We start from the raw sequence: 12,794 nt of genomic DNA, 5'->3' as shown, positions 1-12,794 counted from the left end.
AATTTACACTAAACGCGTTTATATAGCCCATTTTCACTCATGATGAGATCTTGCAATTCAAGATCGAGCAGCTGAACAAGTAAAACATCGACACTCAAGTTAAATTCTTCAGCTAAATCATCAATGCTCACAGGCGTGTAACCGATACGCGAGTAAAGTTTTGGGTGACTTGGTGCTTCTACTAATCGCCGAGGATCGGGTGGTGGCGTGTAATTAGGCACAGCGATCTGGTCAAAATCGATTTCAGTTTGACTATGGATAGAATGTTGGTAGAGCGTTTCCAAAATATCCTTTGCATTTTCCACCAACATTGCGCCTTGTTTAATTAGGCGATTACAACCTTGGCTAAATTCACTTTGAATATTGCCTGGCACAGCAAAAACCTCTCGGTTTTGTTCCAATGCATACCGAGCGGTAATCAGAGAGCCGCTTTTTTCTGTGGCTTCAACCACTAATGTCCCGACTGAAAGCCCGCTAATAATTCTATTACGACGAGGGAAATTTGTCGCAATAGGTGCTTGGTTTGGTAAAAACTCAGAAACTAATGTACCGTTGTTTTGCAAAATGAGTTCTGAAAGTTTGAGATGCTTTACGGGATAAATTTGTTCCAATCCGCTTCCCAAAACCGCTATGGTTTGTCCTTGAATATCAACAACTGCTTGATGGCAATGTCCATCTATTCCCAATGCGAGTCCACTGGTAATCGTAAAGCCAGCCAATGAAAGTTCCGTAGCAAAATATTTAGCCCAATATTCACCATAAGCTGTGCAGTAGCGACTTCCCACCATCGCAATTTGACGTTGTGAAAGAGCGGTCAAATTTCCTTTTACAAATAGCAGAGGGGGAAAGCTGGCTATCTGTTTCAATATAAAGGGGTAAAAAGGGGAAAAATAATTCACCAAATGATTCCCCTCTTTTTGTGACCACTCTAGCGCAGGCTCAATAAATTTTGCTTCAGGCTTGAACCAACGACGAATTTGAATGGCACCCCATCCCATTTGTCGGAAAGCGACATCATCATAATTGAGCAACTCATCTAGCGTAATATTGGATAAAATTTTATCAATGCCCACTCCACCAAGTTTAGGGACTTGCATTAGGCGGAGTAGCGTGTAGGTAATATCTTGCATGCTTTTTCCTTTTTGATTTGAAAATTTAGTATGGAAAAAACGAGTGAAAGAAACGATTAACTTGAAAGCATTTTGCGATGTAGATCGCAAAAATTCTTTTTGATGACTAAAAAATTGCAAAATTTTTCTTATTTTGAAAATGTAAAAAATTCAATAATAAAAATTTGCTGATTGCAATTAATTTGGTTTAATATTCTTTTTATTTTAAATTTATTAGTTAAATGTATATTTTATATTGTGTTTTGATGATTGTTTTTGATATAAAACGCTAAAAAATAGTTTGACAGCCAGTTTTTTATTCGTAATATGAAAAGCGTTTTACACAGAAGGATTTTTATTTATGTCTCGTATTGTTTCTTTATCTCTCAACCTGCTGCTCTCACACTTTGTGTGCGGCTAAGTTGTGGATGAAAAACAGTCAGATGTAAATGCCCAATTTTAAACCCGCACTTTATAAGTTGCGGGTTTTTTGTCTAAAAAATACAGGAAAATGCACCGCACTTTTGGAGTGATTTCAGAAGAACTTTTAGTAAGGACATTGTTATGACAGATAGCGTTATTATTTTTGATACGACTTTGCGTGATGGGGAACAGGCGTTAAAAGCAAGTTTGACGGTAAAAGAAAAATTACAGATCGCTTTAGCACTTGAACGCTTAGGTGTGGATGTCATGGAAGTGGGGTTTCCCGTTTCTTCTCAAGGAGATTTTGAATCTGTTCAAACCATTGCGCGCCATATTAAAAACTCTCGTGTTGCCGCGTTATCTCGAGCCGTAGATAAAGACATTGATGCCGCATACGAAGCATTGAAAGTTGCTGAAGCATTCCGTATTCATACTTTTATTGCAAGTTCAGCATTGCATGTTGAAGCGAAATTAAAACGTTCTTTTGATGATGTGGTAGGAATGGCTGTTGCAGCAGTGAAACGCGCACGTAATTATACGGATGATGTTGAGTTCTCTTGCGAAGATGCAGGCCGTACAGGCATCGATAATATCTGTCGTATTGTTGAAGCCGCAATTAATGCGGGTGCGACCACAGTAAATATTCCAGATACCGTTGGTTTCTGCTTACCAAATGAATACGGCAACATTATTGCTCAAGTGCGCAACCGCGTGCCAAATATTGATAAAGCAGTGATTTCTGTGCATTGTCACAATGACTTAGGCATGGCAACCGCTAATTCTTTAACAGCAGTACAAAATGGTGCGCGCCAAATTGAATGTACCATTAATGGAATTGGTGAACGTGCGGGCAATACATCCCTTGAAGAAGTGGTGATGGCAATGAAAGTGCGTCAAGATTTTATGGGAGTGGATACTCGTATTAATACCCAAGAAATTCATCGCGTGAGTCAAATGGTTAGCCAGCTTTGTAATATGCCGATTCAACCGAATAAAGCCATTGTGGGTTCGAATGCTTTTGCGCACTCTTCTGGTATTCACCAAGATGGCGTGTTGAAAAACAAAAATACCTACGAAATCATGTCGCCAGAAACCATTGGCTTGAAGAAAGAGAAATTAAACTTAACCGCACGTTCTGGTCGCGCAGCCGTGAAAGGTCATATGGCAGATATGGGTTACACCGAGCAAGATTACGATTTGGATAAATTGTATGACGCGTTCTTAAAATTGGCGGATAAAAAAGGTCAAGTGTTTGATTATGATTTGGAAGCATTGGCGTTTATTGATATGCAACAAGGCGATGAAGATCGTTTAGTGTTAGATAAACTTTCTGCACACTCCACTAAAGAATATCCAGCCACAGCCTTTGTTCAATTGAAGTTGGATGGTGAAAAATTAAGTACTTCTTCAATTGGCGGCAATGGCCCAGTGGATGCGGTTTATAACGCAATCTTAAATTTAACTGGCTTAGAAATCAAAATGTCTCACTATAACTTAACCGCCAAAGGCGAGGGCGCAGAAGCATTAGGGCAAGTGGATATTGTGGTTGAACATGAAGGCCGTAAATTCCACGGTGTTGGTTTAGCAACAGATATCGTTGAATCTTCCGCGTTAGCGTTAGTACATGCGATTAATGCCATTTATCGTGCACATAAAGTGGCAGACATTAAAAGCCACAAACATCATTAACCAAATTCCCCTCTTTACAAAAGAGAGGAGAAAATATGAAGAAAATTAACCGCACTTTAGTGTGAAAGAAATAGGAAAAACAATATGCAATCATACAACATCGCAGTTTTACCGGGAGACGGTATCGGTCCGGAAGTAATGGCTGAAGCCATTAAAGTATTAAACAAAGTCCAAGAAAAATTTGGTTTTAAACTTAACTTTAACGAGTTTTATGTGGGTGGTGCCGCAATTGATCATTGCGGTTGCCCATTACCAGCCGAAACCTTAAAAGGTTGTGATGAGGCTGATGCAATTTTGTTTGGCTCTGTAGGTGGCCCAAAATGGACAAATTTACCACCAGATCAACAACCAGAACGCGGTGCATTATTACCATTGCGTAAACATTTCAAATTATTCTGCAATCTCCGCCCTGCTACCCTTTATAAAGGACTAGAAAAATTCTGTCCATTACGTGCAGATATTGCAGCGAAAGGGTTTGATATGGTGGTTGTACGTGAATTAACGGGTGGGATTTATTTCGGTCAGCCTAAAGGTCGTGAAGGTGAAGGCGCACAAACCAAAGCATTCGATACGGAAGTTTATTACAAATATGAAATCGAACGCATTGCACGTGCGGCTTTTGATGCGGCAATGAAACGTCGTAAACATGTGACTTCTGTGGATAAAGCGAACGTATTACAAGCTTCAATCTTATGGCGAGAAACCGTCACTGAAGTGGCTAAAGACTACCCTGAAGTCACCTTAGATCACATTTATATCGATAACGCGACCATGCAATTAATCAAAGCACCTGAGTCTTTCGATGTACTCCTCTGCTCTAACATTTTCGGCGATATTATTTCTGATGAAGCGGCGATGATCACAGGGTCTATGGGGATGTTGCCATCTGCTAGCTTAAATGAAGAAGGTTTCGGCTTATATGAGCCTGCTGGCGGTTCTGCACCGGATATCGCAGGCAAAGGCATTGCTAACCCAATCGCACAAATTCTTTCTGCCGCGATGATGTTGCGTTACAGCTTCAACTTAAATGATGCAGCTGATGAGATTGAAAATGCTGTGCAAAAAGTCTTAGCAAACGGTCACCGTACGGGAGATTTAGCCGATGATTCCGCGCCTGTTTCAACTGCGGAAATGGGTACATTAATTGCTAACGCAATCTAATAAAAACAATGAAAGTGCGGTTTAAAAATACCTCGGATTTTGACCGCACTTACTCTAACAAAAGCCTCTAACGAATTGAGAAAAATTATGGCAAAAACTCTTTACGAAAAATTATTCAATGCCCACGTGGTGTACGAAGCCGAAGGCGAAACGCCGATTTTGTATATTAACCGTCATTTAATCCATGAAGTGACCAGTCCACAAGCCTTTGACGGTTTGCGTGTTGCAGGCCGCCAAGTACGTCAAGTAAGTAAAACTTTCGGTACCATGGATCACAGTATTTCCACTCAAGTACGTGATGTGAACAAACTTGAAGGTCAAGCGAAAATTCAAGTATTGGAGCTCGCAAAAAACACAAAAGCGACCGGTATTCAATTGTTCGACATGACCACCAAAGAACAAGGTATCGTGCATGTCATGGGGCCTGAACAAGGCTTAACCTTACCGGGCATGACTATCGTTTGTGGTGACTCCCACACGGCAACTCACGGCGCCTTTGGTGCTTTGGCATTTGGTATCGGCACCTCCGAAGTAGAACATGTATTAGCTACCCAAACCTTAAAACAAGCCCGTGCAAAAAGTATGAAAATTGAAGTACGCGGCAAAGTGGCCTCGGGCATTACAGCCAAAGATATTATTCTTGCGATTATCGGTAAAACAACCATGGCGGGCGGCACAGGCCATGTAGTGGAGTTCTGTGGTGAGGCTATTCACGACCTTTCCATGGAAGGCAGAATGACGGTGTGCAATATGGCAATCGAAATGGGCGCAAAAGCCGGCTTAATCGCACCGGATGAAACCACTTTCGAATACTTAAAAGGCCGTCCACACGCACCGAAAGGTAAGGATTGGGATGATGCAGTCGCTTATTGGAAAACCTTAAAATCTGATGATGACGCGCAATTTGATTCCGTCATTACATTAGAAGCCAAAGATATCGCACCACAAGTCACTTGGGGCACCAACCCAGGTCAAGTGATCGGTATCGATCAATGCGTACCTAATCCAGCAGAAATGACCGATCCCGTGACTCGTGCTTCAGCAGAAAAAGCCTTGAACTATATCGGTTTAGAAGCCAACACCAATTTAAAAGATATTCCAGTAGATCAAGTGTTTATCGGTTCTTGTACTAATGCTCGTATCGAAGATTTACGTGCAGCAGCGGCAGTCATGAAAGGCCGTAAAAAAGCGGATAACGTAAAACGTATTTTAGTGGTGCCGGGTTCTGGTTTAGTCAAAGAACAAGCCGAAAAAGAAGGATTGGATAAAATCTTTACTGAAGCCGGAGCTGAATGGCGTAATCCGGGCTGCTCAATGTGCTTAGGGATGAACGATGACCGTTTAGGTGAATGGGAACGCTGCGCTTCCACTTCAAACCGTAACTTTGAAGGTCGCCAAGGTCGTAATGGTCGCACTCACTTGGTGAGTCCTGCTATGGCTGCCGCAGCGGGAATGTTCGGTAAATTCGTTGATATTCGTGACGTCACATTAAACTAAGGAGCAGAAAATGGCAGGATTTAAACAACTTTCAGGCTTAGTAGTGCCATTGGATGCAGCAAACGTGGATACGGATGCGATTATTCCAAAACAATTTTTACAAGCCATTACCCGCGTAGGTTTCGGCAAACACTTATTCCATGAATGGCGTTATTTGGATGTAGAAGGCACTAAACCAAATCCAGATTTCGTGCTGAATTATCCACAATATCAAGGCGCGACCATTTTATTAGCACGTAAAAACCTTGGTTGCGGTTCTTCTCGTGAACATGCACCTTGGGCATTAGCCGATTATGGCTTCAAAGTGATGATTGCACCAAGTTTTGCGGATATTTTCTACAACAACAGCTTAAACAACCACATGTTACCGATTCGTTTAAGCGAAGAAGAAGTGGAAGAAATCTTCCAATGGGTGTGGGCAAATGAAGGTAAACAAATCCATGTGGATTTGGAAGCGATGACCGTCACTGTAGGTGACAAAGTGTATACCTTTGAACTGGATGAATTCCGCCGTCATTGTTTGTTAAACGGTTTGGATAATATCGGTTTAACCCTTCAACACGAAGACAAAATCTCAGAATACGAGAAAAACATCCCAGCGTTCTTGCGTTAAAAAATGATAAAAGTGCGGTGATTTTTTCACCGTACTTTTGATCTAATCTAACGTTTTAATGATTCCATTATCGACTGAAAACATTTTTCTGTTTTCGACTTGCATCTCTTTTAATTGTTCTTGAGTAATGGCTGTAACAAATACTTGTGAACCGCTTTGTTGTAATCGTTCTGCCAACAGTGCTCGTTTATATTGATCTAATTCTGATGCAAAATCATCGATCAAAAAAATACAATGGCGTTGCTTTTTTTTCATTAAATGCTCGCCTTGAGCCAATCTCAATGCGCACATTAAAAGTTTAAGTTGTCCACGAGAAAGCACATCTTCGACAGGTAATCCTTGTGCTTTGAAACGAAAATCAGCTTTTTGAGGGCCAGAAAATGTGTAATTTAAGGCACGATCTCGTTCAAAATTTTGCTCAAGAACCTCTGCGTAATCTGTATTTTTTTCCCATCCTTGATGAAAGCTGACATTAATTTCTAATTCAGGGAGGAAAAGTTGGCAAGTTTGCTCGATTTCAGGGCGCAGTGCTTCTGCATATTCGGCTCGCCATTGACTCACTTGATGAGCAAGTTTAGAAAGCTCGACATCCCAAACTTTAATAGCGGAGTAGGGCTGATTTTGTGCAAGCGCTGCATTTCTTTGTTTGAGTAATCGATTAAGATTGCTCCAAGCAGTATAAAAACTTGTTTGATGGTGAAAAAGTCCCCAATCCAAAAATGCTCGGCGATAACTTGGTCCACCATTGAGTAAGGTTAAGCCTTCTGGGGTGATTAATTGCATTGGCAAAAGATGAGCAAGATCGGAAATTTTATTGCCATCTTCCCCGTTAATTTTTACTAACGTGTTGCCTTGACGAAGTTTTTGTAATCCCACAGACCATTGATGTTGGCTTTCTTGGATTTGTCCAAATAAGGTAAAGTGAGGTTCGTCGTAAGAAATGATGCGATTTGTTACCGCACTTTTGAATGAGCGTCCGTGACCAAGATAAAAAATGGCTTCTAATAAGCTTGTTTTCCCGCTACCATTATTGCCGACTAAAAAGTTAAAGCCGGGATCAAAATCAAGATCCACGGCTGTTAAGTTACGAAATTTTTCGACCAATAAACGAGAAATTGCCATATTATAAACGCATTGGCATAATCACATATTCGCTACTGCTGTCTTCGCAGTTTTCGATTAAGCAACTAGAAGAGGCATCAGTTAGGCGCATTCGAACTTGATTGCATTTAAGCGCATTTAGCACATCAAGAATATAGGTGACATTAAAGCCCACTTCTAATTCTTCGCCATTGTAATTGACATCTACGATTTCTTCCGCTTCTTCATGCTCGGTGTTAGAGGCGGTAATTTTTAGTTGGTTTTCGCTTAAATTTAAACGCACACTACGCACACGCTCATTCGATAAAATTGATGCGCGTACAAAGGCCTGTTTAAGAATTTCCCAGCTGCCTTCGACAATTTTCGTTGCATTACGAGGCAGCACTCGGCGATAGTCAGGGAAACGACCATCAATTAATTTTGATGTAAATACAATGTTTTTTAGATGAATACGTAAATTGTTAGTACCGATTTGTAAACGTGCTGGTTCATCGCTTGTTTCTAATAAACGAACCAGTTCTAACACGCCTTTACGCGGTAAAATTACAGAATGATTTTGTAATTCTTGCTCAAGCGAGATGGTGCACACCGCAAGTCTATGGCCATCTGTTGCCACAGTACGCAATAAATTGCCTTCTGTTTCAAACTTCATACCATTTAAGAAATAGCGGGCATCTTGGTTTGCCATGGAAAATTGTGTGGCTTCAATTAAACGGCGCAAGGTGTTTTGCGGTAGTTCAAAATCTACTTCAGATTGCCAATCCGTGAGGTTAGGATATTCTTCTGCAGGTTGAGTTGTTAGTGTAAAACGGCTACGCCCAGACTGCACTAATGCACGGTCTTCTTCAAACGTAACCGTGATTTCTGAATCATCAGATAAAGTGCGACAAATATCTAAGAATTTTTTTGCTGGAATCGTAAAGGTGCCATTTCCAGAAGATGATGAAAGTTGAGTTTGACTCGATAATTCGACTTCCAAATCTGTGCCTGTGATAGTCAATCGATTATCTTCAATTTGCAATAATACGTTGTTTAATACAGGAATATTTGGACGATTACTCAATACGCCACATACTTGTTGCAACGGTTTTAATAAATTTTCTCTTGAAATACTAAATTGCATTGCGTTCTCCTTTTATGCGGACAAAGTGCGGATCAAATTCGCCCAATCTTCTTGAATGCTATTGTCTTGCTCGCGGAATTTTGGTACTTCGCGACAAGCGTTTAATACGGTCGTGTGATCACGGTCAAATGCGCGACCAATTTCAGGCAAACTGCGGTTTGTTAATTCTTTTGCTAATGCCATGGCAATTTGGCGAGGACGAGTCACTGAACGTGCACGACTTTTTGATTTTAAATCTGAAACCTTAATTCGATAATATTCAGCCACCACTTTTTGAATATTTTCAATAGTAACCAGACGTTCTTGCAGAGCCAAAATATCTTTCAAGGTATCACGCACGAAATCAATATCAATGTCACCGCCTTTGAAGTCTTGCATTGCTTTCACGCGATTTAACGCTCCTTCGAGTTCACGCACGTTGGTACGTAAGCGTTGAGCAATGAAGAAAGCGACTTCTTCTGGCAAGTTCATATTATGTTCTTCCGCCTTTTTCAATAAAATCGCTACACGCGTTTCAAGATCGGGCGGCTCAATGGCTGTTGTTAACCCCCAGCCAAAACGTGATTTTAAACGTTCTTCAATTTTTTCAATTTCTTTAGGATAACGATCTGACGTTAAGATAATTTGGCGACCAGTTTCAAATAAGTTATTGAAAATATGGAAAAATTCTTCTTGAGTTTTTTCTTTTTCAGCGAAAAATTGAATGTCATCCACTAAAAGCGCATCGAGGGAACGATAGAATTTTTTGAACTGATCCATTTTATTATCACGCACTGCTTTCACCATATGTTGCATAAAGTTATTTGCGTGAATATAAAGCACTCGCGCATTCGGTTTATTGGCTAAAATGCCATTGCCAATCGCGTGTAATAAGTGGGTTTTCCCTAAACCTGTACCACCATATAAAAAGAAAGGATTGGCCGAAGGTTCGCCTGGTGCTTGAGCAAGTTTTTGACCGACTGCACGTGCGAGTTGGTTCGATTTACCTTCAACAAAGTTATCAAATAAGTGTTTAGTATTGAGATGCGATTCAAATTTTACTGAAGCACTAGATTCAGCTTGAAAATCTACCGCACTTTCTGTTTTAGGATTGCCACTTGGTGCACTTTCTACTACTTTAGGCGCAGGTTTGACCCCTTCTTTTAACGAAATGCGAAGTTCAGGATTTTGTGCAAGTGTTTGACAAATTTGCTGGATTTGTGCGAGATAATGAGTTTCCACCCAGCCTTTCACAAACATATTAGAAGCATATAAAACAATGTGGTTATCCGCAACCACATCAGCCTGTAAAGGACGAAGCCAAGTGCTAAGATCGCTGGCTGAAACTTGATCTTGAAGTTGTAACAGGCAACTTTGCCAAAGATTTGAGAGATTCACAAAAGGATCCTTGTTGTTTTTGTAATAGAGAAAAGTGCGGTAAAAATTGGCGGAGATTTTACAATAAATGCGTGGAAAGATCTTCTAAAAAATCGGCTTGAGATTTATGCAAAAATCCGTATAATCCCCCCGATTTTGGAAATCCGAGAGTTTTTCCCGAAAAATTTCCGTTTCTTATTTGACGAACGCGTATTTTATGATTAAAATTGCGCTCTATTTTTATTAACTCATAATCTGGATTTAGGTAGATTACAATGAAACGTACATTTCAACCTTCTGTATTAAAACGTAGTCGTACTCACGGCTTCCGTGCTCGTATGGCAACTAAAAATGGCCGTCAAGTTTTAGCGCGTCGTCGTGCTAAAGGTCGTAAAAGCTTATCTGCATAATCACCGTTCTTAGTGGTTAAGCTGAACTTTTCAAGGGAGTTACGTTTGTTAACTCCCGTTCAATTCAAAAATGTCTTCGAACAACCGTTCAGAGCTAGTACTCCAGAAATAACTATCCTCGCCAGAAAAAATAATCTTGAGCATCCTCGCTTAGGTTTGACTGTCGCTAAAAAACATTTAAAACGAGCTCATGATCGTAATCGTATTAAACGCTTAGTACGAGAAAGTTTTCGTTTATCTCAACATCGTTTACCCGCATGTGATTTTGTTTTTGTTGCAAAAGGTGGTATTGGTAAGCTTGATAATAGCTCTTTTGTGCAAATCTTAGAAAAATTATGGCAACGACACATTCGTTTGGTGCAAAAATCTTAATTGGATTTATTCGTTTCTATCAACTTGTTATTAGTCCTCTTATTGGACCGCGTTGTCGGTTTGTTCCTACTTGTTCTTGCTATGGCATTGAAGCGTTAAAAACACATGGATTGTTAAAAGGTAGTTGGCTTACTCTAAAACGTGTATTAAAATGTCACCCCTTGAACGCTGGTGGATTCGATCCTGTTCCACCTAAAATCAATAATAACGATGAGAAAAAATAATGGACTCAAGACGTAGCCTATTAGTGTTAGCGCTAATTTTTATTTCTTTCCTTGTTTATCAGCAATGGCAGTTGGATAAAAATCCACAAGTGCCAACTGAGCAAACAACTTCAATGACTGCCAATTCTGATGTTCCGGCAAGTTCTCCTTCTTCTAATTCACAAGTCGTAGCAGATTCTCAAACGCATGGCCGTATTATTACCCTTGAAAACGATGTATTCCGTTTGAAAGTTGATACTTTAGGCGGTGATGTAATTAGTTCTGAATTACTAAAATATGATGCAGAATTGGATTCAAAAACACCGTTTGAGTTATTAAAAGACACCAAAGAACATGTATATATTGCACAAAGTGGTTTAATTGGTAAAAACGGTATCGATACTCGTTCTGGTCGTGCGCAATATCAAATTGAAGGTGATAATTTTAAATTAGCAGATGGTCAAGCGTCTCTTTCTGTGCCTCTTCTTTTTGAAAAAGATGGTGTGGCTTATCAAAAAATCTTCGTATTAAAACGTGGTAGCTATGATTTAGGCGTAGATTACAAGATTAATAACCAAAGTGGTCAAGCTATTGAAGTCGAGCCTTATGGTCAATTAAAACATTCTATTGTTGAAAGCTCTGGTAATGTAGCAATGCCAACTTACACTGGTGGCGCATATTCTTCTTCAGAAACTAACTATAAAAAATATAGTTTTGGTGACATGAAGGATAATAATCTTTCTATTGATACTAAAGCTGGTTGGGTTGCAGTATTACAGCATTATTTCGTATCTGCTTGGATTCCTAATCAAGATGTAAATAATCAACTTTACACAATTACAGATACTAAAAATAATGTCGCTTCAATTGGTTATCGCGGTCCAGTTGTGACAGTTCCTGCTGGTGGTCAAGAGACGATTACAAGTTCATTATGGACTGGCCCTAAACTTCAAAACCAAATGGCTACCGTAGCAAATCACTTGGATTTAACAGTTGATTACGGTTGGGCTTGGTTTATTGCTAAACCGTTATTCTGGTTATTAACCTTTATTCAAGGGATTGTGTCTAACTGGGGTTTAGCGATTATCTGTGTAACAATCGTGGTGAAAGCAATTTTATATCCACTTACGAAAGCACAATATACTTCAATGGCTAAAATGCGTATGTTGCAACCTAAAATGCAAGAAATGCGTGAACGTTTCGGTGATGATCGTCAACGTATGAGCCAGGAAATGATGAAACTTTACAAAGAAGAAAAAGTAAATCCACTTGGTGGTTGTTTGCCAATTCTTCTTCAAATGCCAATCTTCATAGCATTGTATTGGACATTTATGGAAGCAGTTGAATTACGTCACGCTCCATTCTTTGGTTGGATTCAAGATTTATCAGCACAAGATCCTTATTATATTTTCCCTATTTTAATGGGTATCTCAATGTTCTTGTTGCAAAAAATGTCGCCAACGCCAGTGGCTGATCCAATGCAGCAAAAAGTGATGAACTTTATGCCATTAGTCTTTATGTTCTTCTTCTTATGGTTCCCTGCTGGTTTAGTGTTGTACTGGTTAGTTTCTAACTTAATTACAATTGCACAACAACAATTAATTTATCGAGGGTTAGAGAAAAAAGGGTTACATTCCCGTAAGAAATAGTCACTAACTGGCAAAAAGAAAGGCACGAATAGTGCCTTTCTTTATTATTTGATCTTAATATATTCCGCATTTTGTAGAGATAGAGTTT

Annotated in this window: 12 protein-coding genes; 8 read left to right on the top strand and 4 right to left on the bottom strand. The window is 39.8% G+C overall.

What is annotated here, in order from left to right; translation table 11 throughout:
- Positions 1 to 8: 8 nt before the first annotated feature.
- Positions 9 to 1,130, bottom strand: coding sequence for a DNA-processing protein DprA (gene dprA, locus A8M50_RS07935; RefSeq protein WP_005645953.1), 1,122 nt, complete (start codon positions 1,128 to 1,130; stop codon positions 9 to 11).
- Between the two features lie 543 nt (positions 1,131 to 1,673).
- On the opposite strand from dprA, the gene leuA reads away from it, so the two are divergent.
- The 4 genes from leuA to leuD all read left to right on the top strand — a co-directional run bounded on the left by leuA (position 1,674) and on the right by leuD (position 6,492).
- Positions 1,674 to 3,221: a 2-isopropylmalate synthase gene (gene leuA, locus A8M50_RS07930; protein WP_005645918.1), complete on the top strand. Its 1,548-nt coding sequence runs from the start codon at positions 1,674 to 1,676 to the stop codon at positions 3,219 to 3,221.
- Positions 3,222 to 3,305: 84 nt separating this feature from the next.
- Positions 3,306 to 4,382: a 3-isopropylmalate dehydrogenase gene (gene leuB / locus A8M50_RS07925; protein ID WP_005645852.1), complete on the top strand. Its 1,077-nt coding sequence runs from the start codon at positions 3,306 to 3,308 to the stop codon at positions 4,380 to 4,382.
- A gap of 87 nt (positions 4,383 to 4,469) precedes the next feature.
- Positions 4,470 to 5,879: a 3-isopropylmalate dehydratase large subunit gene (leuC, locus tag A8M50_RS07920; protein WP_032826556.1), complete on the top strand. Its 1,410-nt coding sequence runs from the start codon at positions 4,470 to 4,472 to the stop codon at positions 5,877 to 5,879.
- 10 nt (positions 5,880 to 5,889) lie between these two features.
- Positions 5,890 to 6,492 carry a 3-isopropylmalate dehydratase small subunit gene (leuD, locus tag A8M50_RS07915; RefSeq protein WP_005646010.1) on the top strand — a complete coding sequence of 201 codons (603 nt, stop codon included), beginning with the start codon at positions 5,890 to 5,892 and terminating at the stop codon, positions 6,490 to 6,492.
- 42 nt (positions 6,493 to 6,534) lie between these two features.
- Here leuD and recF read toward each other — a convergent pair whose 3' ends face one another.
- Genes recF through dnaA form a run of 3 tightly spaced genes read right to left on the bottom strand, consistent with a single transcriptional unit; the run spans position 6,535 to position 10,093 of the window.
- The gene (gene recF, locus A8M50_RS07910; protein ID WP_005645850.1) at positions 6,535 to 7,614 is read right to left on the bottom strand and encodes a DNA replication/repair protein RecF; all 1,080 of its coding nucleotides are present in this window, start codon (positions 7,612 to 7,614) and stop codon (positions 6,535 to 6,537) included.
- A 1-nt stretch (position 7,615) separates the two neighbouring features.
- Positions 7,616 to 8,716, bottom strand: coding sequence for a DNA polymerase III subunit beta (gene dnaN / locus A8M50_RS07905; protein WP_005645958.1), 1,101 nt, complete (start codon positions 8,714 to 8,716; stop codon positions 7,616 to 7,618).
- Between the two features lie 12 nt (positions 8,717 to 8,728).
- Positions 8,729 to 10,093, bottom strand: a complete 1,365-nt coding sequence (gene dnaA / locus A8M50_RS07900) for a chromosomal replication initiator protein DnaA (protein ID WP_005645860.1) — start codon at positions 10,091 to 10,093, stop codon at positions 8,729 to 8,731.
- A 254-nt stretch (positions 10,094 to 10,347) separates the two neighbouring features.
- On the opposite strand from dnaA, the gene rpmH reads away from it, so the two are divergent.
- From rpmH to yidC, 4 genes are read left to right on the top strand one after another with little or no spacing between them, the layout of a single operon-like run.
- On the top strand, positions 10,348 to 10,482 hold the full coding sequence (gene rpmH, locus A8M50_RS07895) for a 50S ribosomal protein L34 (RefSeq protein ID WP_005539760.1): 135 nt from the start codon (positions 10,348 to 10,350) through the stop codon (positions 10,480 to 10,482).
- 12 nt (positions 10,483 to 10,494) lie between these two features.
- Positions 10,495 to 10,854, top strand: coding sequence for a ribonuclease P protein component (rnpA, locus tag A8M50_RS07890; RefSeq protein ID WP_032803246.1), 360 nt, complete (start codon positions 10,495 to 10,497; stop codon positions 10,852 to 10,854).
- Positions 10,818 to 11,078: a membrane protein insertion efficiency factor YidD gene (gene yidD / locus A8M50_RS07885; RefSeq protein WP_005631409.1), complete on the top strand. Its 261-nt coding sequence runs from the start codon at positions 10,818 to 10,820 to the stop codon at positions 11,076 to 11,078. The genes rnpA and yidD overlap by 37 nt, the downstream gene beginning before the upstream one ends.
- A complete protein-coding gene (gene yidC, locus A8M50_RS07880; RefSeq protein ID WP_005645856.1) occupies positions 11,078 to 12,706 on the top strand; it encodes a membrane protein insertase YidC in 1,629 nt (542 codons plus the stop codon). Before yidD ends, yidC begins: the two co-directional genes overlap by 1 nt.
- The last annotated feature ends 88 nt before the right edge of the window (positions 12,707 to 12,794 follow it).

Source organism: Haemophilus haemolyticus, assembly GCF_001679045.1.
GTDB classification, from domain to species: Bacteria; Pseudomonadota; Gammaproteobacteria; order Enterobacterales; family Pasteurellaceae; genus Haemophilus; species Haemophilus haemolyticus.
The sequence above is the reverse complement of the archived record's forward strand: the minus strand, read 5'-3'. Positions and strand labels throughout refer to the sequence as shown.